This window comes from Pseudomonas sp. FG35, assembly GCF_057809295.1.
This window is the reverse complement of the sequence record NZ_JBMDJR010000002.1, coordinates 180,898-203,638: the sequence shown is the minus strand read 5'-3', so window position 1 is coordinate 203,638 and position 22,741 is coordinate 180,898. Positions and strand designations below refer to the sequence as shown.

Genomic DNA, 22,741 nt, shown 5'->3' with positions numbered 1-22,741 from the left:
AACCATGTTTAGCAAAAAGTTTCGCAACATCCTGCTGTTCGGTTGCATCGCAGCGATTTTCGGTGCGGTGGGCTACTGGAACATCAGCCCTGAGCGCTTTCTCGACAAGCCCCCCGTCTCGGCGGCGGAGAGCCCGATCGACTGGTATGCGACCAATACTCACACGATCCAGTACCTTGAAGACGGCAAAGTGCAGTACGAAATGACGTCCGAGAAGGCAGAGCACGTCAAGGTGACCGACATTACACTGGTCACCAAGCCCGATCTGAACATGTTCCGCGGCACCGATTTCCCATGGCACGTGACCAGTGAACGCGGTGAAGTGAACTCCGGTGGCACCGAGGTCGAGTTGATCGACTCGGTACGCGTCAAGCGCACCGACGAAAAGAACCGCGACACCTTGATCACCTCCACTCGCATGACGGTGTTCCCGCAGCAGCAATATGCGCAGACCCAGCAACCCGTTAGAATCGACGGCGCTGGCGGTGTATCGACTGGCGTGGGAATGAAAGCGTATTTGAAGGAAAGCAGGATACACCTGCTATCGAACGTAAGAGGACAGTATGAGGCTCGTTAAAACCCTCCCTATTTTGCTCAGTCTGGGCGCAGCACTGGGAAGCGTGAGCGCCTGGGCTCTGCCGAACGATAGTCAGCAACCGATCCGCATCCAGGCTGACGATGCTCAGCTCGATGACAAGAATGGCATCGCGACCTACAAGGGCGACGTGATCATTACCCAGGGCTCGATGATCGTCAAAGGCAATACCGTGACCATGACCCGTGCGCCCAATGGCGATATCGATGTCGTGACCTCGGTGGGCAACCTGGCCTACTTCGAGCAATTGCAGACCCAGGGCGACGCCAAGCCGGTCCAGGGCTACGGCGTGACCATTCAGTACCACGCGCAGCAGAACCGCGTTGTGCTGATCGACAAGGCCAAGGTCGTCGACAAGGACAACAACGTCACTCAAGGCGAAAAAATCGTCTATGACACGGTGAAGAAACTGGCCAGTGCCGGTCGCGCCACCGGCAGCAAGGTCACCGAAGCGCGTCCGCGCATCGACATGGTGATCCAGCCGAAGAAGAAAACCGACGAGAAGACCCAGTAATGGCAACCCTGAAAGCTCAGCACCTGGCCAAGGCCTATAAAAGCCGCCAGGTCGTGCGTGACGTCAGCCTGTCGATCGACAGCGGCCAGATCGTCGGCCTGCTCGGTCCGAACGGTGCAGGCAAGACCACCTGCTTCTACATGATCGTCGGCCTGGTTCAGGCCGATCAAGGTCGCGTACTGATCGACGACCTGGACGTCAGCCACCAGCCGATGCATGGCCGTGCGAAGGCCGGTATCGGCTATCTGCCGCAAGAAGCGTCGATCTTCCGCAAACTGTCGGTGGCCGACAACATCATGGCCATCCTCGAGACCCGTCAGGAACTCGACAAGGCAGGTCGTCGCAAGGAGCTGGAAAGCCTGCTGCAGGAATTCCACATCAGCCACATCCGCGACAACCTCGGCATGAGCCTGTCCGGTGGTGAGCGCCGCCGCGTGGAAATCGCCCGAGCGTTGGCCACGGCACCGAAATTCATCCTGCTCGACGAACCGTTCGCCGGTGTCGACCCGATCTCGGTCGGCGACATCAAGCAGATCATCCATCACCTCAAGGCCAAGGGGATCGGCGTACTGATCACCGACCACAACGTCCGCGAGACGCTGGATATCTGCGAAACCGCCTACATCGTCAACGACGGCCAGTTGATCGCCGAAGGCGACTCAGAAACCATCCTCGCCAACAATCTGGTGAAGGAAGTCTATCTGGGTCACGAGTTCCGCCTGTAAGCGTGACAGCATTCGACCAGCCGTCCGGGTGCTGTAACATTGAAGCGCCTTTTTATACGCTTTTATTGTTACAGCGCTCTAGGCAAACACGACAGTTTCAGGCATATAATTTGCTTAAGTTTGGCGCTTCGGCGCCCTGTAGTGGATGGCGCATAGCGCCGGCGAATAAGGTGTTAAGCCCCTGCCATGAAACCATCGCTAGTCTTGAGAATGGGCCAGCAGCTGACGATGACACCGCAGCTGCAACAGGCCATCCGCCTGCTCCAATTGTCGACCCTGGATCTGCAACAGGAAATCCAGGAGGCTCTGGAATCCAATCCGATGCTCGAACGCCAGGAAGACGGCGACGACTTCGACAACTCCGATCCCATGGCCGACAACGCCGAACAGAAGCCCAACACCGAGATCCAGGAACCTTCCTATCAGGAGACCGCGCCGACAGTCGACAACCTCGAAGACGGCGAATGGAACGAGCGCATCCCCAACGAACTGCCCGTCGACACCGCTTGGGAAGACGTCTATCAGACCAGCGCCAGCAGCCTGCCGAGCAGCGATGATGACGAGTGGGACTTCACCACCCGCACCTCCGCCGGCGAGAGCCTGCAAAGTCACCTGCTGTGGCAGTTGAACCTTGCCCCGATGTCCGACACCGATCGCCTGATCGCTGTCACCCTGATCGATTGCATCAACAATCAGGGTTACCTCGACGAAACCCTCGAAGAAATTCTCGACGCCTTCGATCCGGAACTCGACATCGAGCTGGACGAAATCGAAGCCGTCCTGCACCGCATCCAGCAGTTCGAACCGGCCGGCATCGGCGCACGCAACCTGGGCGAATGCCTGTTGCTGCAATTGCGCCAGCTGTCGGCCAAGACCCCTTGGCTGGCAGAGGCCAAGCGTCTGGTCACCGATTACATCGACCTGCTCGGCAGCCGCGACTACAGCCAGCTGATGCGCCGCATGAAGCTCAAGGAAGACGAACTGCGCCAAGTCATCGAACTGGTGCAGAGCCTCAACCCGCGCCCCGGCTCTCAGATCGAATCCACCGAAGCCGAATACGTGGTACCTGACGTCATCGTACGCAAGGACAACGAGCGCTGGCTGGTCGAGCTGAACCAGGAATCGGTGCCGCGCCTGCGGGTCAACGCCCAGTACGCCGGTTTCGTGCGCCGCGCCGACACCAGCGCCGACAACACCTTCATGCGCAATCAGTTGCAGGAAGCCCGCTGGTTCATCAAGAGCCTGCAGAGCCGCAACGAAACCCTGATGAAAGTAGCGACCCAGATCGTCGAGCACCAGCGCGGCTTTCTGGAATACGGCGACGAAGCGATGAAGCCGCTGGTCCTGCATGACATCGCTGAAGCGGTGGGCATGCACGAGTCGACGATTTCCCGCGTGACCACGCAAAAGTTCATGCATACCCCGCGAGGCATATATGAACTGAAATACTTTTTCTCCAGCCATGTGAGCACTTCAGAAGGCGGTGAATGCTCGTCCACGGCGATCCGCGCGATCATCAAGAAACTGGTTGCCGCGGAAAATCAGAAAAAGCCGTTGAGTGACAGCAAGATCGCTGGTTTACTGGAGGCACAAGGCATTCAGGTGGCTCGCCGCACCGTCGCCAAGTACCGCGAATCCCTCGGGATCGCGCCTTCGAGCGAACGCAAGCGGTTGATGTAAGCCACGTTACAGCGTTCCAGTGGCAGGCTTTTCGGCCTGCCGCTTTATGCACTGGCAACGAAGGAGAAGCTGTATGCAAGTCAACATCAGTGGACACCAACTGGAAGTTACCCAGCCTCTGCGCGAGTACATCGAGCTCAAGCTCAAGAAGCTCGAAGGGCATTTCGACAAGATCACCAACGTACAGGTCACGATGTGCGTCGAAAAGCTGAAGCAGAAAATCGAAGCCACGCTGCATATTCCCGGCAATGAGGTCGTCGCAAACGCGGAACATACCGATATGTACGCTGCGATCGACGCGTTGACCGACAAGCTTGATAAACAACTCAAAAAGCATAAGGAAAAGACCCAGAGCCTGCTTCAGGGCGCTACCGGTCGATAACCCCCAACCCCATGATCCGACTTGAAAGTATCCTGACCCCCGGCCGTTCCCTGGTGAACGTGCCGGGCGGCAGTAAAAAGAAAGCCCTCGAACAAATTGCCAACCTGATCGCCCGGGAAGTTCCGGATCTGGAGATGCAAGATGTCTTCGAGGCATTGATTGCCCGTGAAAAACTGGGTTCCACCGGTTTTGGCAACGGCATCGCGATTCCCCACTGCCGCCTCAAGGGCTGCGAAGCGCCGATCAGTGCGCTGATGCACCTTGATGCCCCTATCGATTTCGACGCTATCGACGGCGCGCCTGTGGACCTGCTGTTCGTCCTGCTGGTGCCCGAAGCCGCCACCGATGCGCACCTGGAGCTGTTACGCCAGATCGCCAGCATGCTCGACCGCAAGGACGTGCGCGATCGACTGCGCAGCGCGCCAAGCAACGAAGCCCTGTACCAGGTTGTACTGGAAGAGCAGAACAGGCCGTAATCATGCGCTTGATCATTGTCAGCGGCCGTTCCGGCTCGGGTAAAAGTACCGCCCTGGATGTCCTTGAGGACAACGGTTACTACTGCATTGATAACCTGCCGGCCGGCCTGCTGCCGGAGCTGGCCGAACGTGCCCTGATTCACACCGAACTGGCGCAGCCACTGGTGGCGGTATCGATCGACGCACGCAATCTGCCGAGCCATCTGAGCCGATTTCCGGAATTGCTCGAGGACGTACGCGCCAAGCATATTCAATGCGATGTCCTGTACCTGGATGCCGACGAAGAAACCCTGCTCAAGCGTTTCTCCGAAACTCGCCGCCGCCACCCGCTGAGCAACGCCAATCGTTCACTGGCAGAAGCCATTCAGGATGAAAGCGCCCTGCTCGGCCCGATTGCCGATCTCGCCGATCTGAAGATCAACACCACCCATCTCAACCTGTACCAGCTACGTGACACCATCAAACTGCGCTTGTTGAACCAGCCGGAGCCGGGCACGGCGTTTCTGGTGGAGTCGTTCGGTTTCAAACGCGGCATGCCGGTGGATGCGGATCTGGTGTTCGATGTACGCTGCCTGCCGAACCCGTACTGGAAGCCGGAACTGCGCGCGCAATCCGGTCTCGATCAGCCGGTCGCCGAGTATCTGGCGGCCCAGCCCGAGGTCGAGGAGATGTACCAGGATATTTACACGTACCTGCACAAATGGCTGCCGCGCTTCGCCGCGAGCAACCGCGCTTACGTCACCATTGCCATCGGCTGCACCGGCGGGCATCACCGTTCCGTTTACCTGACCGAACGTCTGGGCCAGGCGCTGCAGAAGACCCTGAAGAACGTCCAGGTCCGCCACCGCGACCTCAGCTAAAGGATTCACACCGCGATGCCTGCTCGTGAAATCGAAATCATCAACAAGCTGGGCCTGCACGCCCGCGCATCGGCAAAATTCGTCGGAGTGGCGGGACAGTTTCCCGATTGCACGATCCGAGTGGGCCGCACCCCGGAAACCACGGTCGACGGTAAAAGCATCATGGCAATGATGATGCTCGCTGCGGGCAAGGGCACCAAAATCCACCTGAGTACCGACGGCCACCAGGAACAGGAAGCCATGGACGCGCTGGTGACCCTGATCAACAACTATTTCGACGAAGGTGGTTGAAACCGTTTCAGGCGAGGGAGCTCACTCCCTCTTCCCGGCTCAGCCCAACGCCGTATCCATCACCATCATCAGACAGAAACCGATCAACAATCCCAGGCTTGCAAGCTTCTCGTGACCATTGCGTCGCGACTCCGGGATGACCTCGTGAGTCACCACCAGCAGCATGGCACCCGCCGCCAACGCCAAGCCCAAGGGCAGCAACAACTCGGCAAGACTGACCAGCCAGGCACAGAGCAGCGCGAACACCGGCTCGACCAGACCTGACGCTGCGCCAATCAAGAATGCCTTGACCCGCGACATCCCGGCACCGGCCAGTACCAGTGCAATCACCAGCCCTTCCGGCACATCCTGCAAGGCAATGCCCATGGCCAGACTGTCTGCGTCCGGCATTCCACCACCCGCCGAGACACCGACCGCCATGCCTTCCGGGATGTTATGGGCAATGATGGCGAACACGAACAACCAGATCCGCGGCGGAATCACCGGATGCTCGACTGTGCCGATGAGCATTTCCGGCGAGGCGCCCGAGACCCGGCGATCAACCAGATAAAGGCCAAACGCCCCGAGCATGATGCCAAAGCAGATCAGGCCGCTGGCGCCCCAAGGGCTCAACCCCAGACCTTCGGCCGCGGCGATTCCCGGCACGATCAGCGAAAACGCGGTCGCTGCCAGCATCACGCCAGCGCCAAAACCCAACAGCGTATCCCCCAATGCCTGAGGCATGTTGCGAATCACCAGCACCGGAACAGCCCCGAGTGCGGTGCCGAGGGCGCAAATCGCCCCGCCCTGTAGAGCCCGCGACAACCTCGGCTCCAGGTTCAGCCATTCCAGTCCGTGGGCGATCAGCAAAGTCATACCCGCCAACAGCAGCAGCGATCCGATTGCGTAACGAAACATGCGCCCACTTCCGATCGCCAGTGTTTCAGTGCCCATAGTCAGCCTTGGATTGTTTTTATAGGAGACTCAAACCAGCGCGGCCTGATAACGCGCAGCGACTTGTGGCCAGTTGATCACGTTGTAGAACGCGCTGATGTATTCCGGCCGACGGTTCTGATAACGGAGGTAGTAAGCGTGTTCCCACACGTCGAGCCCGAGAATCGGCGTGTTGCCGTTCATCAGCGGGCTGTCCTGATTGCCGCTGCTTTCCACTACCAGTTTCTTGTCCGGCGTCACGCTGAGCCACGCCCAGCCACTGCCGAAGCGGGTCAGCGCGGCTTTGGTGAAGGCTTCCTTGAAGCTGTCGAGGCCACCCAGTTGCTCATCGATCGCCTTGGCCAGCGCGCCGTCCGGCTTGCCGCCACCGCCAGGCACCATCACTTCCCAGAACAGCGAATGGTTGGCGTGACCGCCGCCCTGGTTGATCACCGCCGCGCGAAGTTTTTCCGGGAGTTGCTGAACGCTGGCGACCAGTTTTTCCACCGGCCATTCCGCGAATTCGGTGCCCTCGACCGCAGCGTTCAGATTGTTGATGTAGGTCTGGTGATGCTTGGTGTAGTGGATCTCCATGGTTTGCGCATCGATGTGCGGCTCCAGTGCGTCGTAGGCGTAAGGCAAAGCTGGCAGGGTAAAAGCCATTTCAGTGGACTCCATGGTGATGTGGGGCAGGCGCGCGCCGCGCATTGCCGGTATCCGGATGCAGCAAACGCTGGGTGCGCGGGTATTCGCCGTGTTCGCTGATGAAATTGAGCAGCTCGACGTAGGTCTTGCTGCTCTGGCGCAGGGCCGCTTCACGCAGCGCCGGGCGCATGCGCTCGTCCTGCATGGTCTGCAACAGCCGTTGATGGATCGCGCACAGGTACTCGGCGCTCTCCTCCGGCTGATTCAGGCGCAGATGCAGATCCGCCAGGTTGTGATGGGAGATGACACAGGCCGCCACCGCTTCGTCGGCATCGGCCCAGCGCTCGAACAACACCTGCGCCAGGGCCAATGCTTGCAGGTAGGCCTCGCGGGCATCGATCAGCTCGCCAAGCATGAAGCAGCGATTGGCCCGTTCGATCGTGCGTTTCCAGTGCTCCATGGTGAACCTCCAAAGCGGTTGCGGTGCTTACACGCCGCCGGCGGTGAGCTTCTCGGGATTGAGCAACTCTTCCAGCTGGCTGCGCGACAGGTCGGTGTGCTCCAGCGCAACGTCGATCACCGGGCGACCCTGTTTGTAGGCCTGCTTGGCGATTTCGGCGGCTTTCTGGTAACCGATGATCGGGTTGAGTGCGGTGACCAGAATCGGGTTGCGCGACAGCGCTTCCTTGAGGCGCGACTCGTTGACCCTGAAGCTGGCGATGGCCTTGTCAGCCAGCAGACGGCTGGAGTTGGCCAGCAACTCGATGCTGCTCAACAGGTTCTGGGCGATGATCGGCAGCATCACGTTCAGCTCGAAATTGCCTGACTGCCCGGCGATGGTGATTACAGAGTCGTTGCCTATCACTTGCGCGGCCACCATGGCAGTGGCTTCCGGAATCACCGGATTGACCTTGCCCGGCATGATCGACGAGCCCGGTTGCAGGCCTTCGAGTTCGATCTCACCGAGGCCGGCGAGCGGGCCGGAGTTCATCCAGCGCAGGTCGTTGGCAATTTTCATCAGTGAAACGGCGGTGGCCTTGAGCTGACCCGATACGGCCACAGCGGTGTCTTGCGAGCCGATCAGGGCGAACAGATCCTTGCCTGGCGTGAACTGGACGTTGGTCAACTGGCTCAATTGGCGGCTGAAACGCGCAGCAAATTCCGGATGCGCATTGATCCCGGTACCGACTGCCGTGCCGCCCTGGGCCAGGGATTGCAGGCTTGGGAGCAAGTCCTGCAGGTGACCGATATTGGCTTTGAGCTGCTGCGCCCAACCGTTGAGCACCTGGCTCATGCGCACCGGCATGGCGTCCATCAGGTGGGTGCGGCCAGTCTTGACGTGGTGATGGACTTGCTCGGCCTTGCGTTCGATCACTTGCACCAGGTGCAGCAGCGCCGGCAGCAGTTGTTCGTGCAGGGCCAGCGCGGCGCTGACGTGAATAGTGGTTGGAATAATGTCGTTGCTGCTTTGCCCGCAGTTCACATGATCATTGGCGTTTAATGGCTCCTCGAGCAGACGACTGGCCAGTGTGGCGATCACCTCGTTGGCGTTCATGTTGGAGCTGGTGCCGGAACCGGTCTGGAAAATGTCCACCGGAAAATGCTGCATGAAGTCGCCTTCCAGCAGCCCTTGGGCGGCATCGCTGATGGCTTTGCCTTGCGCGGCGCTGATCTGGTTGAGTTCGACGTTGGCGCGGGCGGCGGCCGCTTTCGCCAGAATCAGGGCGCGGATGAACTGGGTTGGCATCGGCTTGCCGCTGATCGGGAAGTTATCCACTGCACGCTGGGTCTGCGCGCCGTAGAGAGCGTCCACCGGCACCTGCAGTTCGCCCATGCTGTCGCGCTCAATACGTGTCTTGGTCATCTGAAAATCCTTGCACCAGTTCTATGAGAGGAATCGAGGGAAGCAACTCGCAGGTCGCCAATTGCCAGGTGTAGCTTTGCCAGCGTTTGAGCCGGCACTTGCACAGCGAGAGGCGCTCCATTTCACGCAAGGGGCGCCAGGCTTGATCGAGACACAGGCTGCGCCAATGCCACGGCAGCGCGATATCAGTGGCCGTGTCGAGCAGCAGACGGAAAGAGGTTTCAGCGATCATCCAGCGCGAGGTCGCCGTGCAGCAGGCCAGGTATCGACCTTCGGCAAGGTAATGCTCGATCAGGCGCGGTTCGTCGGGATCCATCGCGCAACGGATCTGGCGACTCATCCAGCGCCAGCTTTCGAGGTACGGCTGCTCGTGCAAGGCAGAACTCATGATCCTGGGCTCATCCGATAATGAGATTTATTATTAGATGATAATGAGAACCAAAACAAGAGCAGCTTTTTTGCTGCCCTCATCAGCTCGAAAAATTTACAGACACAAAAAAGGCGCGCCTCCCAATCGGGTGGCGCGCCTTTTTTGTACCTGCCTGCTGCTTAGCTGCCCGCGACAGTCATCCTCTCGATCAACACCGAACCAGTGCGAATGTTGCTGCGCAGTTCCAGATCGTTACCGACTGCGACAATTTGTTTGAACATGTCGCGCATGTTGCCGGCGATGGTCACTTCCTGCACCGCGAACTGGATTTCACCGTTCTCGACCCAGAAACCCGCCGCACCGCGCGAGTAATCACCGGTCACCATGTTCAGACCATGGCCCATCAACTCGGTGACCAACAACCCACGCCCCATGCGTCGCAGCAAGGCCGCCTGATCTTCATCGCCATGGGTGACGAACAGGTTGTGCACGCCGCCCGCGTTGGCGGTACTCGGCATGCCGAGTTTGCGACCGGAATAAGTGCCAAGAATGTACGACACCAACTCGCCCTTCTCGACGAACGGTTTGGCATAGGTCGCCAGACCGTCACCATCGTAGGAAGCACTGCCCATGGCACGCATCAGGTGCGGACGCTCGTCGATGGTCAGCCACTCCGGGAACAGTTTCTGCCCCAGGGTGCCTTCGAGGAACGACGATTTGCGGTACAGGCTTCCGCCGGAAATCGCCGACAGAAAGCTGCCGAACAACCCGCCCGCCAGTTCCGCCGAAAACAAAACCGGCACTTCGCAGGTCGGCACCGGACGCGCGCCCAGGCGACTCGCCGCCCGCTGCGCAGCACGCTGGCCGATGCTCACCGGATCCGCCAGCAAACTGCCCTGGCGGTTCACGTCATACCAGTAGTCGCGCTGCATCTGGCCATCGGCCTCGGCGATCATTACGCAGCTCAGGCTGTGTCGGGTCGAAGCGTAACCGCCGATAAAACCGTGGCTGTTGCCGTACACGCGGCAACCCTGATGGGTACTCAACGTGGTGCCATCGGCATTCTTGATGCGCGCATCAGCGTCGAACGCGGCAGCTTCGCAGAGCAACGCCTTCTCGATGGCCTGCTCCGGAGTGATGTCCCACTGGTGGAACAGGTCGAAATCCTGAATATCCCTGGCCATCAGCGCGGCATCGGCCAGCCCCGAGGCTTCGTCCTCGGAGGTGTGTTTGGCAATGGCCAGCGCCGCAGCGACGGTCTCGCGAATCGCATCCGGCCCGGTGGCAGAGGTGCTGGCCGAGCCCTTGCGCTGGCCGACGTACAGCGTGATGCCAAAACCCTGATCGCGGTTGAACTCGACCGTTTCGACTTCACGTTGACGCACCGACGTCGACAGGCCCTGCTCCAGCGACACCGCTACTTCGCAGGCACTAGCACCCTGACGCCTGGCTTCGGCGATGATCTGCTCGACCTGTTCCTGCAGTGCCGGCAATGCCTGTGGGCCGACGCTTTCAACTGCACTCATGCTCATCTCCACTCAAATTCTGCTTTCGGCTGGGGCCTTCGAGCGACCGGGCCGGACAAGCGGCCCCCGACTGGTTATCATGGCGGCGTTTCTTTGCGGACTGCCACCATGGTTGATTCTTACGACGACTCCCTCGATACGGGAGAAAAAAGCAAATCCCAGGTCAAACGCGAGCTGCATGCTCTGGTTGACCTTGGCGAGCGCCTTACAACGCTCAAGCCCGACTTGCAGGCAAAACTGCCATTGACCGACGCCTTGCGCCGGGCCCTGGCCGATGCGCCCAAGCACACCGCGAACATCGCGCGTAAACGGCATTTGCAGTTCATCGGCAAACTGATGCGCGATCAGGACACTGACGCCATTCTCACCTTGCTCGATCAACTCGATGCCTCTACCCGTCAGTACAACGAGCGTTTCCACAACCTCGAACGCTGGCGTGACCGCCTGATCGCCGGTGACGATGCCGTGCTGGAGAAATTCGTCGTCGATTACCCGGACGCCGACCGCCAGCAACTGCGTTCCCTGATCCGTCAGGCCCAGCACGAGGTTGCGCAAAACAAACCTCCTGCCTCGAGCCGCAAGATCTTCAAGTACATCCGTGAGCTGGACGAGACTCAACGCGGTCTGCGTTGATATTCGTCACCGGGTGGCCGCACCGCGCGCCACCCGAAGCTCCATCCCTTCTTACGCGCCCGTGCCACCCACGGTGATCGCATCGATTTTCAGCGTCGGCTGACCGACACCCACCGGTACCGACTGCCCGTCCTTGCCGCATGTGCCCACACCGCTGTCCAGCGCCAGATCGTTACCGACCATCGACACTCGGCTCATCGCTTCCGGACCGTTGCCGATCAACGTTGCGCCTTTGACTGGCGCGGTGATCTTGCCGTCCTCGATCAGATAAGCCTCACTGGTGGAAAACACGAACTTGCCGCTGGTGATATCGACCTGACCGCCACCGAGGTTGGCGCAGTAGATACCCTTCTTCACCGACGCGATGATTTCCGCCGGATCGCTCTGGCCGCCGAGCATGTAGGTATTGGTCATCCGCGGCATCGGCAGGTGCGCGTAGGATTCGCGACGACCGTTGCCGGTGCGGGCCACGCCCATCAGCCGCGCATTCAGCTTGTCCTGCATGTAGCCCTTGAGCACACCGTTTTCGATCAGCGTGGTGCACTCGGTCGGAGTGCCTTCGTCGTCGACGCTAAGGGAACCGCGACGACCGCTCAGGGTGCCGTCATCGACTATGGTGCAGAGTTTCGAAGCAACCATTTCGCCCATGCGACCGCTGTAGGCAGAGCTGCCCTTGCGGTTGAAATCGCCTTCCAGACCGTGACCGACCGCTTCATGCAGCAACACGCCGGACCAGCCCGAGCCCAGAACCACCGGCAAGGTGCCGGCCGGTGCCGGAATCGCCTCCAGATTCACCAGCGCCTGACGCAACGCTTCACGGGCATAGCCCATGGCTCGGTCTTCGGCGAGGAAATAACGGTAGTCGGTACGCCCGCCGCCGCCATGACCACCGCGTTCGCGACGGCCGTTCTGTTCGACGATCACACTGACGTTGAAACGCACCAGCGGACGCACATCGGCAGCCAGGCCACCGTCAGTCGAGGCCACCAGAATTCGCTCCCAGACCCCGGCCATGCTTACGCTGACCTGCTGGATACGCGGGTCGAGGGCGCGGGTCGCCACGTCGATGCGTTTGAGCAGTTCGACTTTTTCAGCGCGGCTCAGGACTTCCAGCGGGTTGTCCGGCGCATACAACTGGGCGACGTCCTGGCTGCTGAAAGCCTGCACTGTGCCGTTCTGCCCGGCGCGGGAAATCGAACGGGCCGCACGGGCCGCTGCGCCGAGGGCTTCGAGGGTGATCGCGTTGCTGTAGGCGAAACCGGTTTTTTCGCCGGACTGCGCACGCACGCCGACGCCCTGGTCGAGGTTGAAACTGCCTTCCTTGACGATGCCGTCTTCCAGCGACCAGGACTCGGAAATCTGCCCCTGGAAATACAGGTCGGCCGCATCGATGCCTGGACCCGCCAGATCACCGAGCACGCCTTGCAGACTCTCGATCGTCACGCCGCCGGGCGCCAACAGGTGATCACTGACTGAGGACAACAACTCGCTCATAGGTTTTACGCCTTAAATTCGTGTTCTGAAGCAGGTCGCTGTGCGCCCTGCGAAAAAAACCGCCGATGACCCGTCACCGGCATTCGCGCCCGGATGGACGCTTGTTCATTGCTGTCGCGCTCGGCCAGCAGTACGGCTTCGCCCTGCTCCTGCTGTGCCAGCACGCGGCCCCACGGGTCGACAATCGCCCCGTGCCCAAAGGTTTCCCGCGGCCCCGGATGCGTCCCGCCCTGAGCGGCCGCCAGCACGTAGCACTGGGTTTCAATGGCCCGCGCGCGGATCAGTACATCCCAGTGCGCCGCACCGGTCACCGCGGTGAAGGCCGACGGTGCGGTAATCAGTTCAGCCCCGGCTGCGCGCAATTCGCTGTACAGCTCCGGGAAACGCAGGTCGTAGCACACCGTCAGGCCCAGTCGCCCGACCGGGGTGTCCGCGACCACCACGCCACTGCCATAAGCATAGTCATCGGATTCGCGGTAACGGCCGCGATTGTCCGCCACGTCGACATCGAACAGGTGCAACTTGTCATAGCGCGCAACGATTTCGCCCTGATCATTCACCAGCAGCGAGCAGGCATGGGACTTGGCCTCAGGCTGCCCCACCGGCGGCAACGGCAAGGTGCCGGCCACAATCCATAACTTGAGGTCACGGGCGGTCTGTTTCAACCACGGCAGAATCGGGCCTTCGCCGAGTGCTTCGGCGCGGCCGATATCGGCGATGTCGCGACGGCCCATGGCCGCGAAATTTTCCGGCAGCACCGCCAGCTTCGCACCGGCGTTAGATGCGTGTTCGAGCAAACGTCGGGCATCGCGCAGATTGGCCAGCACATCGCTCTGGCTGACCATTTGAATCACCGCTAAAGACATGGCGCACTCCGCAAGAGGTATGCGGCCATGCTACTCCATCGGTTCAGGGGCTGGCTGTTCAAAAAGGCTTGTCGAAGGTGATTTTCGGCTCTTTCCACGGGCCTTTGACGGTGTATTTGACGCTGGCGAACCGTGCCACGCGATCGCCGATCAGCTTGTCGATCAGGAACAAGGCACCGCCGACCGCCGGTGCGCCGACAATCAGCGCGGCAATCGGCAGATTATTGGTCACCGGCAAGGTCACCAGCAATTTGGCATCAACCTGATCGCCCACCAGATCCAGCGTGCCGTCCAGTTCCAGGTTGCTCGAAGGCCCGGTCAACTTGATCGGCTCTTTCGTCACATACACGCCATTGGTCGCCACCAGCAATCCCTTGACCCGGTCATAGCTCAAGCCTTTGCCGAACAGGTCGGAGAAGTCGAGGCGCAAACGCCGGCCAATCGAGTTGAAGTTGAGCAGACCAAATACCCGCAATGCCTGAGCGCCGCCCTCCACTTCAACAAACTGGCCTTTGTTGAGGGACGCATCGAGGGTGCCGGAGAAGCGCTTGGTCGCCAGCCACGCCGGCGAGCCCGGCCAGCGGCCGTCGACATCCATGTGGAATTCTTCGCTGGTCACGCTCGGTGCAAAGCCCCAGCCCTTGAGCACATCGGCGAGATTCTTGCCGCCGATCCGGCCCTTGTACCAACTGCTCGTAGCACCGGGCGCGCCTTCCCAGCCGCCGCTGCCCTGCAAAAGAATGCCCTTGAGGCCCAGATCGAGATTGTTCAGGGCGATGCCTTTGGCGGTCGGGCGAACCTTGAGCGACCAGCCGCCGACCAGATCCTGGCCCTGGAACAATTGATTGATGGTGATATCCAGCGCCGGAATCTTGCTCGGATCGACCGAAGCCAGTGGGTCCGGCGCGTTCTCGTCGGCCTGCACCGTCGGGTCCGCTGCCGGCAACCGCACATATTGCAGGTTCACCGCAATCGGCGCGCCCTTGGCGTCGGGAATGCCGGCGGTGCCTTTGGCCTGCTGACTGTCGAGGGCCAGAGCCCAGGCACCGGGCTTGCGATTCACCTGCACGGCTGCCTGATCCAGTGTGGTGCCGAAGGCGGTGAGTTTGCCAATCTTGAAGTCCGCACTGCTGAGCAACTGCTTGGCGCTGCCACCCGGATCCTGACCAGCGTACTTGTCCAGCAGATCCTGCCAGGGTTTGACGTCCAGCTCGGACAACACGCCGCGCACCCGCAGGCCTTTGTTGCCCGGCAACACCGCTTCGCCGGTGCCGAGGAACAACTCGCCCCGACCATCGACAAAATTGCCCGGTGGCGCGGCGAAGGTAAAGTTGGCCAGTTGATCGTAATTGACCCAGTAACGCCGCTCTTGCCCCTGCAACGTCATGCGGAACACCGTGTCACGCCCGACATCGGCCGCCATGCCGAACGGCGCCGGCAGATCCACCGCCACACCTTTCAGACTGGAACTGACCATCAATTGACTGTCGGCGCCGTCCAGATTCACCTGCAGCTGGTAAGGGATGGTTCCGGATACCGGCAACGGTTGAGTCACGCCTAGCCAGTCGGTGAGTTTCTTGACTTCGACCTGCCCCAACGCCGCCACCCGGGTCTTGAGTCTGCCGGGGCCGCCGTCGGCGAAGATCTGCGCCGAGACCGGTTTATCGAAGGCCCTGGCGCTGATGTTCTGACCGCTCAGCCCCTTGTCGCTGTCGAAGCGGAAATCACCCTTGAGCTGGCTCAGTTCCAGCTTCGGCTCGGCAAGCTTCAATCGCGCATTGGCGGTTTTGAAGTCGACGAGGATTTTCGGCTGATCGCCCTTGGCCAACGGCACATCGAGCTTGAGCTTGCCCTGCAGATCACCCTCGCCTTCCCAACCGGCAAAGGTGTCGGCAGTGCCGATCGGCGCCTCCTGAAGAATCTTCAGGCCATCGCCCAACCCACCCGCGAACGCGCCGTCGAGGAACATATGGCTGTGCTCGCCGCTCGGCACATGGGGAATATTGACGAAAACATCACTGACCTGGGTGTCGAGCAATTGGCCCTTGCTCGCGAGAATGCGCACGCCGCTGTCTTCGATGAACACGTCACCGCTGACCTTGCTCACGTGCGGCCAGCCCGGCTGGAACGCCAGCTCGGCGTCGTGCACCTTGAAGAACAGACTGATGCTGCGATCCGCTTCCCCGGCGTTCTTGTTCAGCGAACCCTGATACTGAAAGAAGCCCTGATCCACCGCGCCTTTGAGAATTGCCGTGCGCAGCCATTCATCGAGGGCCGGGCTCAGGACTTGCGGCAGATACTTGGCGGTGTAGCGTCCATCGCCATCCACCAGACCGACCCGCAGGTCCATGTAGTCTTCCTGGCTGTGATCGAAGTGCAGGCGGATCAGGAAGTCGCCGGCGATCTTGCCTTCCTCGCCGAGCACCTTCAGGTACGGCGCGATCAGGGTGAAACCTTCTTTGTCGAGCTTCCAGGTCAACCGGGCGTTGGCCTGAATGTACTGCCATGGCTTGGCGAAAATCGGATCGAGGTGCAGAACGAAGTCCTTGCTGTCCATGCGCAGCTCGCCGCCGCCGAGATTGCCGGTAAGGCTGCCGCTGACATTCCGTGCCGCCGGCGCGCCGTGGTAGGCGTCGAAGCCGACTTGATCGAGATTGGCGGCGAAGCTGAATTTGCTGTCGTCGGTGGCGTTCGGCCGGAAATCCAGCAGTACGTTACGCAGGCCGCCGGTCACTTTCAGGCGCTCGACCACGGTGGCGAAACCTTGGGGCAATGGGCCGAGGGCATTTAGTAAAGGTGTGATCGGCGTCAGGTCAAGCCGGTCGGCCTGCAGATGCCAGAGCTCTTGCGCTTTGTCGGTGGCGGCCGTCTGTTTGATCTGGACATGGGATTCGAAGCGGGTTTCGCCGACATTCATCGCCAGCGAATCAAGCGTGATTGTGGCCCCTTCGGAGCCGCGCTGAAAATAGCCGTTGAGCGCCAGATTGTGGATCTGGATCGGCTTGCGCTCGGCGTAGGCACCGGTCAGTTGCGGCGCGTTGAGACGGATCGCAGCACTCTGCAACGCCCCCTCGCGCCAGTTGACCCACAGCTCGCCACCGGCCTTGATTTCGGAGAAATTCCATTGCTGGGTGACGCGCTCGGGCAGCCATTTCGACCAATCGCTCTGCGGCAGGCTGACATAACCTTCCACTTCGCTGCTCTGCCACTGACTCGGACGAATCCGCGTGCGCAGACTCAGCGCCACGGGCTGGCCGTCAGGCAGGGTCAATCGGGCATCGAGGCGCTGACGGCTGGTGCCGGTCTTGAGATTGAGGCCGACATACGTGAGCGTCAGCGGCGCCTGCTCCCGCGGTTGCAAGGTCACCTGACTGTCGAGAACCGACAGTTGTTGAATCATTTGCATGCGGTTGAACAGTTGCTCGGGATCCATGGGCTGGTCCTGCTGCACCGGCAAGCCTTCCAGCGCCCACTTGCCGTCTTCGCCTTCCTTGAGGCTGATCTTCAGACCGTTGAGTTCCAGATGGGCGATGCGCACTTCCCGGGCCAGCAAACTGGCCCAAAGATCCGGCACCGCGCGCACCCGATCCAGGCGCAAGGCGTTGGCGCCGCTGCCGACCATCACGTCGTGAGCCAGCAGGATCGGGGCAAATCCGCTCCAGTTGCCTTCCAGCTCGCCGATCTGCAGCGGCATGCCCAGGGCGTCACTGGCCTTGTCTTCGATATCGGTGCGGTATTCGGCCACCAGTGGCGTGAGTTCCCGGCCGAGGCTGACGTACAACGCCATCAATACCAGAACCAACGCGCACAGGCCCAGACCCCAGCGGGTCAGCGCAGCCAAAATGCGTGTCAGACGTTCCATGTCAGTTGGCTCCCATGGCAAAAATACTGCAAAAAGCTGAGGCCAGCCGTTTCAGGAAAAGGGTGATGCAGGGATTCAGAGCAGCACCACGTCATATTGTTCCTGGGAATACATGGTTTCCACCTGGAAGCGTATGGTGCGCCCGATGAAACCTTCAAGTTCGGCCACGTTACCGGACTCTTCATCGAGCAGGCGATCCACCACTTTCTGGTTCGCCAGCACCCGATACCCCTCGGCCTGATAGGCCCGGGCTTCACGCAGGATCTCGCGAAAAATCTCGTAGCAAATGGTTTCCGGGGTTTTCAGCTTGCCCCGGCCCTGACAGCTGCTGCACGGTTCGCACAGCACCTGCTCGAGACTTTCGCGGGTGCGCTTGCGCGTCATCTGCACCAGGCCCAACTCGGTGATGCCGATGATGTTGGTCTTGGCGTGATCGCGCTCCAGTTGTTTTTCCAGGGTACGCAGCACCTGACGCTGGTGCTCTTCGTCTTCCATGTCGATGAAGTCGATGATGATGATCCCGCCCAGATTGCGCAGGCGCATCTGCCGGGCAATCGCGGTCGCGGCTTCGAGGTTGGTCTTGAAGATGGTTTCTTCGAGGTTGCGATGACCGACAAACGCTCCAGTGTTCACATCGATGGTGGTCATGGCTTCGGCCGGATCGATCACCAGATAACCGCCAGACTTCAGCGGCACCTTGCGCTCCAGGGCCTTCTGGATTTCGTCTTCGACGCCATACAGGTCGAAAATCGGTCGTTCACCCGGGTAGTGTTCCAGACGATCGGCGATTTCCGGCATCAGTTCGGCGACGAACTGCGTGGTCTTCTGGAAAGTTTCTCGGGAGTCGATGCGGATCTTCTCGATCTTCGGGCTGACCAGATCGCGCAGGGTGCGCAGTGCCAGGCCGAGGTCTTCGTAAATCACGCTCGGTGCGCCGATGGTCTTGATCTGTTCGTTGATCTGATCCCACAGGCGGCGCAGATAGCGGATGTCCATCAGGATCTCATCGGCCCCGGCACCTTCGGCGGCGGTGCGCAAAATAAAGCCGCCAGCCTCCTTGATGCCTTCTTTGGCCACGCAATCGCTGACCACCTGCTTGAGGCGTTCGCGCTCGGCTTCGTCTTCGATCTTCAGGGAAATGCCGACGTGGGCGGTTCGCGGCATGTACACCAGATAGCGCGACGGGATCGACAGTTGCGTGGTCAGCCGCGCGCCCTTGGAACCGATCGGGTCCTTGGTGACCTGCACCACCAGGCTCTGGCCTTCGTGCACCAGAGCGCTGATGCTTTCTACTGCCGGGCCTTCACGCAGTGAAATTTCCGATGCATGAATGAAGGCTGCGCGATCCAGACCGATGTCGACGAAGGCCGCCTGCATGCCCGGCAGGACTCGCACCACCTTGCCTTTATAGATGTTGCCGACGATCCCGCGTTTTTGCGTACGCTCGACGTGCACTTCTTGCAGCACACCGTTTTCGACCACCGCCACGCGCGATTCCATCGGCGTGATGTTGATCAGAATCTCTTCACTCATGGCAGGGTCTCGTTCAGGCATGTTCACGATAATGGCCGCATCTTGTCCGTTCGACGCTCATTGCGCGTTCAGGGTTTGCCAACAGGGTATGCCGAAATGGCCGAGCAGTTCTGCGCTTTCGCACACCGGCAAGCCGACGACCGCCGAGTAACTGCCATTGAGGCCGGCGACGAACAACGCGCCGAGCCCTTGAATGCCGTAGCCACCCGCCTTGTCCCGGGGTTCGCCGCTGGCCCAGTAGGCGGCGGCTTCTTCGCGGCTGATCGAGCGGAACCGCACCAGACTGCGCACCACCCGCGACTCGCAACGCTCGCCGTCGAGCACGGCAATCGCCGTCAGCACTTCATGCTCCTTGCCGGACAACATCATCAGCATGGCGCATGCATCGGCTTCGTCCACCGGTTTGCCAAGAATTTTGCCGTCCAGCACCACGGCGGTGTCGGCGCCGAGTACGCAAAACGGTGGCTCGGAGGTGACGATGCGCCGCCCGGCCTCGGCCTTGCCGCGCGCCAGGCGCTCGACGTAGGCCGATGGGGATTCATTGGCGAGAGGGGTTTCATCGATATCCGCGCTGATGGCGGTAAACGGGATGCCGATCTGCGTGAGCAATTCACGCCGACGCGGCGATCCTGAGGCGAGGTAAAGCTTTTTCATCAAGACATCTCCCTGTCGAGGTGCGGGCAAATGCCTGACCGAATCAGTTGATTTTGTAGCGCCGACGCAATCCACGCAAAGCGAAGCTGACCCAAGGCCAGAGCAAGGCACTGACCAGTGCCGGCAGGACCAGTGCGAGGGTCGGCTGACGGTTGCCGGTCAAGGCACTGAGCCAGAGTTGTACGAGCTGGGCCAAGCCGAAGATCACCAGAATCACCAGGCTCTGCTGCCACATCGGGAACATTCGCAGGCGTTGTTGCAACGACAGCACCAGGAACGTGATCAGGGTCAGGATCAGGGCATTCTGACCGAGCAGATCGCCTTGCAGCACATCTTCGGCCAGTCCCAGGCAGAAGGCCGTGACCATGCCGACCGTATGCGGCAGATACAAAGCCCAGAAGGTCAGGAGCAAGGCCAGCCAGAGCGGACGCAGGATTTCCATGAAAATGGGCAGTGGCGACACACTGAGCAGAATGCCGACGATGAACGTCAGCCAGACGATCCAGCCGTTACGCGATGCGGTAGCTCCGACCATTATTCTTGCCTCCCGGTGGTCGCCGGCGCAGTGACAGGCGGCTTGGCCGCTGGTCGAGCCGCCGGCTGATTGGCCGGTGGCTTGCTGGCCGCGGGTGTGGCTGCAGGCGGTTTGCTCGCAGCGGGTTTGGCCGGCGCGGTGTCGGCAGCAGGCGCAGCCGACGGAGTCGTCGTGGCAGGAGTTGCGGCTGCGGCTGGCGGGGTGACGATTTTCGGCACCGTGGATGGAATCACCGGACCACCACCAAAGGCATCGAGGTTTTCCTGAGCCTGCGCGGCATCGTTGGCACGCTCTTCGGCCGTGCGGTTGTCACTGAACACCAGCAGCAGGTAACGGCTGCGGTTCAGCGCGGCGGTCGGCACGGCGCGAACAATGGCGAAAGGCTGGCCGGAATCGTGGATGACTTCCTTGACCGTCGCCACCGGATAACCGGCCGGGAAACGCTGACCCAGGCCGGAGCTGACCAGCAGATCGCCTTCCTTGACGTCGGCAGTGTCCGCCACGTGGCGCAGTTCCAGACGCTCAGGGTTACCGGTGCCGCTGGCAATCGCCCGCAGACCGTTACGGTTCACCTGCACGGGAATGCTGTGGGTCGAGTCGGTCAGCAGCAGCACACGGGAAGTGTACGGCATCAGTTCGACCACCTGCCCCATCAGGCCGCGAGCATCGAGCACCGGCTGACCGAGCACCACGCCATCACGCTCACCTTTATTGATGATGATGCGATGGGTGAAAGGGTTGGGGTCCATGCCGATCAGCTCGGCCACTTCGACCTTCTCGTTGACCAGCGCGGAGGAATTGAGCAACTCGCGCAGGCGGACGTTCTGCTCGGTGAGGGCGGCAAGCTTCTGCATGCGACCCTGCAACAGCAGGTTCTCCGACTTGAGTTTTTCATTTTCGGCGACGAGCTCGGTGCGACTGCCGAACTGGCTGGCGATACCTTCCCACAATCGTCCGGGCAGGTCAGTAATCCAGTAGGCGTCCATCAGCACCAGCGAGGCCTGGCTGCGTACGGGTTTAAGCAGGCTGAAGCGCGCGTCAACGACCATCAGCGCGACCGACAGTACGGCCAGCACCAACAAGCGCACGCCCAGTGAGGGGCCCTTGGCGAAAAGCGGTTTAATAAGCCGCTCCTCCCAGGCAAATGTTCTGTTTATTCATACGGCATCAAACCGGCCTGGATGAAGACTGACAGAAGATAAACGCCAACAGGCAGCACTGCAAAGTGCTGCCTGTGCGCTCACCCACGTATTGCACCCGGCGATTATTCGCTGGAGAGCAGGTCCATGGTGTGCTTGTCCATCATTTCCAATGCACGGCCACCGCCGCGAGCGACGCAGGTCAGCGGATCTTCGGCAACGATCACCGGCAGACCGGTTTCCTGAGCCAGCAGCTTGTCGAGGTCACGCAGCAGCGCGCCACCACCGGTCAGCACCAGGCCACGCTCGGCGATGTCGGAAGCCAGTTCCGGCGGCGATTGCTCCAGAGCACTTTTCACCGCCTGAACGATGGTCGCCAGCGACTCTTGCAGAGCTTCCAGCACTTCGTTGGAGTTCAGGGTGAATGCACGTGGAACGCCTTCGGCCAGGTTGCGACCACGAACGTCGACTTCGCGAACTTCGCCGCCCGGGTAGGCCGTGCCGATTTCCTGCTTGATGCGTTCGGCGGTGGATTCGCCGATCAGGCTGCCGTAGTTGCGGCGCACGTAGGTGATGATCGCTTCGTCGAAGCGGTCGCCGCCAACACGTACGGACTCGGCATAGACCACACCGTTCAGGGAGATCAGCGCGATTTCGGTGGTACCACCACCGATATCCACGACCATCGAACCGCGAGCTTCTTCAACCGGCAGGCCGGCACCGATCGCTGCCGCCATCGGCTCTTCGATCAGGAACACTTCACGGGCACCGGCGCCAAGGGCCGATTCACGGATGGCACGACGCTCAACCTGGGTGGACTTGCATGGAACGCAGATCAGCACACGAGGGCTGGGCTGCAGAAAGCTGTTTTCGTGAACCTTGTTGATAAAGTATTGCAGCATCTTTTCGCAGACGCTGAAGTCGGCGATCACGCCGTCCTTCATCGGACGAATGGCAGCAATGTTGCCCGGCGTACGGCCGAGCATGCGCTTGGCCTCGGTGCCGACAGCGACGACACTTTTCTGGTTACCGTGTGTCCGAATGGCCACAACCGATGGCTCATTCAGGACGATACCGCGCTCGCGCACGTAAATAAGGGTGTTGGCAGTGCCCAGGTCAATGGAAAGATCGCTGGAAAACATGCCACGCAGTTTCTTGAACATGGGAAAGGGACCCTAGGCAACG

At 60.7% G+C, this 22,741-nt stretch carries 23 protein-coding genes; 9 read left to right on the top strand and 14 right to left on the bottom strand.

Going from position 1 to position 22,741, the window contains the following annotated elements; all coding sequences use genetic code 11:
- Window positions 1-4: 4 nt before the first annotated feature.
- The 8 genes from lptC to ACODTD_RS04945 all read left to right on the top strand — a co-directional run bounded on the left by lptC (window position 5) and on the right by ACODTD_RS04945 (window position 5,523).
- Window positions 5-577: an LPS export ABC transporter periplasmic protein LptC gene (gene lptC, locus ACODTD_RS04980; protein ID WP_011332475.1), complete on the top strand. Its 573-nt coding sequence runs from the start codon at window positions 5-7 to the stop codon at window positions 575-577.
- The gene (lptA, locus tag ACODTD_RS04975; RefSeq protein WP_011332474.1) at window positions 564-1,109 is read left to right on the top strand and encodes a lipopolysaccharide transport periplasmic protein LptA; all 546 of its coding nucleotides are present in this window, start codon (window positions 564-566) and stop codon (window positions 1,107-1,109) included. The genes lptC and lptA overlap by 14 nt, the downstream gene beginning before the upstream one ends.
- A complete protein-coding gene (gene lptB / locus ACODTD_RS04970; RefSeq protein ID WP_011332473.1) occupies window positions 1,109-1,834 on the top strand; it encodes an LPS export ABC transporter ATP-binding protein in 726 nt (241 codons plus the stop codon). Before lptA ends, lptB begins: the two co-directional genes overlap by 1 nt.
- 186 nt (window positions 1,835-2,020) lie before the next feature.
- Window positions 2,021-3,514, top strand: a complete 1,494-nt coding sequence (locus ACODTD_RS04965) for an RNA polymerase factor sigma-54 (RefSeq protein WP_011332472.1) — start codon at window positions 2,021-2,023, stop codon at window positions 3,512-3,514.
- A gap of 73 nt (window positions 3,515-3,587) precedes the next feature.
- Window positions 3,588-3,896 (top strand): ribosome hibernation-promoting factor, HPF/YfiA family, encoded by a 309-nt coding sequence (gene hpf, locus ACODTD_RS04960; protein ID WP_011332471.1) that lies wholly within the window; start codon window positions 3,588-3,590, stop codon window positions 3,894-3,896.
- Window positions 3,897-3,907: 11 nt separating this feature from the next.
- Window positions 3,908-4,372 carry a PTS IIA-like nitrogen regulatory protein PtsN gene (gene ptsN / locus ACODTD_RS04955; protein WP_007953580.1) on the top strand — a complete coding sequence of 155 codons (465 nt, stop codon included), beginning with the start codon at window positions 3,908-3,910 and terminating at the stop codon, window positions 4,370-4,372.
- 2 nt (window positions 4,373-4,374) lie between these two features.
- Complete coding sequence (gene rapZ, locus ACODTD_RS04950; RefSeq protein ID WP_064382531.1) at window positions 4,375-5,232, top strand: RNase adapter RapZ; 858 nt, start codon at window positions 4,375-4,377, stop codon at window positions 5,230-5,232.
- 15 nt (window positions 5,233-5,247) lie between these two features.
- The gene (locus ACODTD_RS04945; RefSeq protein WP_007953585.1) at window positions 5,248-5,523 is read left to right on the top strand and encodes an HPr family phosphocarrier protein; all 276 of its coding nucleotides are present in this window, start codon (window positions 5,248-5,250) and stop codon (window positions 5,521-5,523) included.
- 39 nt (window positions 5,524-5,562) lie between these two features.
- Here the strand turns inward: ACODTD_RS04945 and ACODTD_RS04940 are convergent, their stop codons facing one another.
- The 6 genes from ACODTD_RS04940 to pmbA all read right to left on the bottom strand — a co-directional run bounded on the left by ACODTD_RS04940 (window position 5,563) and on the right by pmbA (window position 10,840).
- Window positions 5,563-6,456, bottom strand: a complete 894-nt coding sequence (locus tag ACODTD_RS04940) for a ZIP family metal transporter (RefSeq protein WP_201819039.1) — start codon at window positions 6,454-6,456, stop codon at window positions 5,563-5,565.
- A gap of 30 nt (window positions 6,457-6,486) precedes the next feature.
- Window positions 6,487-7,098: a superoxide dismutase gene (locus ACODTD_RS04935; protein ID WP_011332468.1), complete on the bottom strand. Its 612-nt coding sequence runs from the start codon at window positions 7,096-7,098 to the stop codon at window positions 6,487-6,489.
- 1 nt (window position 7,099) lies between these two features.
- Entirely contained in the window at window positions 7,100-7,540 is a 441-nt protein-coding gene (locus ACODTD_RS04930; RefSeq protein WP_011332467.1) for a DUF2753 family protein, read from the bottom strand.
- Window positions 7,541-7,567: 27 nt separating this feature from the next.
- Window positions 7,568-8,944, bottom strand: coding sequence for a class II fumarate hydratase (locus ACODTD_RS04925; protein WP_041475139.1), 1,377 nt, complete (start codon window positions 8,942-8,944; stop codon window positions 7,568-7,570).
- Entirely contained in the window at window positions 8,925-9,332 is a 408-nt protein-coding gene (locus tag ACODTD_RS04920; RefSeq protein WP_011332465.1) for a hypothetical protein, read from the bottom strand. The genes ACODTD_RS04925 and ACODTD_RS04920 overlap by 20 nt, the downstream gene beginning before the upstream one ends.
- 161 nt (window positions 9,333-9,493) lie before the next feature.
- Window positions 9,494-10,840 (bottom strand): metalloprotease PmbA, encoded by a 1,347-nt coding sequence (pmbA, locus tag ACODTD_RS04915; RefSeq protein ID WP_011332464.1) that lies wholly within the window; start codon window positions 10,838-10,840, stop codon window positions 9,494-9,496.
- A 108-nt stretch (window positions 10,841-10,948) separates the two neighbouring features.
- Between pmbA and yjgA the strand changes: the two genes are divergently transcribed.
- Entirely contained in the window at window positions 10,949-11,473 is a 525-nt protein-coding gene (yjgA, locus tag ACODTD_RS04910; RefSeq protein WP_007953598.1) for a ribosome biogenesis factor YjgA, read from the top strand.
- A 51-nt stretch (window positions 11,474-11,524) separates the two neighbouring features.
- On the opposite strand, the gene tldD is transcribed toward yjgA, so the two are convergent.
- The 8 genes from tldD to mreB all read right to left on the bottom strand — a co-directional run bounded on the left by tldD (window position 11,525) and on the right by mreB (window position 22,719).
- Window positions 11,525-12,967, bottom strand: a complete 1,443-nt coding sequence (tldD, locus tag ACODTD_RS04905) for a metalloprotease TldD (protein WP_011332462.1) — start codon at window positions 12,965-12,967, stop codon at window positions 11,525-11,527.
- A gap of 5 nt (window positions 12,968-12,972) precedes the next feature.
- Complete coding sequence (locus tag ACODTD_RS04900) at window positions 12,973-13,833, bottom strand: carbon-nitrogen hydrolase family protein (RefSeq protein ID WP_011332461.1); 861 nt, start codon at window positions 13,831-13,833, stop codon at window positions 12,973-12,975.
- Window positions 13,834-13,891: 58 nt separating this feature from the next.
- A complete protein-coding gene (locus tag ACODTD_RS04895; RefSeq protein ID WP_489104577.1) occupies window positions 13,892-17,695 on the bottom strand; it encodes a YhdP family protein in 3,804 nt (1,267 codons plus the stop codon).
- 75 nt (window positions 17,696-17,770) lie between these two features.
- On the bottom strand, window positions 17,771-19,228 hold the full coding sequence (gene rng / locus ACODTD_RS04890; protein ID WP_007953605.1) for a ribonuclease G: 1,458 nt from the start codon (window positions 19,226-19,228) through the stop codon (window positions 17,771-17,773).
- A gap of 57 nt (window positions 19,229-19,285) precedes the next feature.
- Window positions 19,286-19,882, bottom strand: coding sequence for a Maf family protein (locus ACODTD_RS04885; RefSeq protein ID WP_489104576.1), 597 nt, complete (start codon window positions 19,880-19,882; stop codon window positions 19,286-19,288).
- A 43-nt stretch (window positions 19,883-19,925) separates the two neighbouring features.
- Window positions 19,926-20,417 carry a rod shape-determining protein MreD gene (gene mreD / locus ACODTD_RS04880; RefSeq protein ID WP_064593386.1) on the bottom strand — a complete coding sequence of 164 codons (492 nt, stop codon included), beginning with the start codon at window positions 20,415-20,417 and terminating at the stop codon, window positions 19,926-19,928.
- Complete coding sequence (mreC, locus tag ACODTD_RS04875) at window positions 20,417-21,541, bottom strand: rod shape-determining protein MreC (protein ID WP_201819118.1); 1,125 nt, start codon at window positions 21,539-21,541, stop codon at window positions 20,417-20,419. Before mreC ends, mreD begins: the two co-directional genes overlap by 1 nt.
- A gap of 140 nt (window positions 21,542-21,681) precedes the next feature.
- Entirely contained in the window at window positions 21,682-22,719 is a 1,038-nt protein-coding gene (gene mreB, locus ACODTD_RS04870; RefSeq protein ID WP_002555108.1) for a rod shape-determining protein MreB, read from the bottom strand.
- Window positions 22,720-22,741 lie beyond the last annotated feature (22 nt).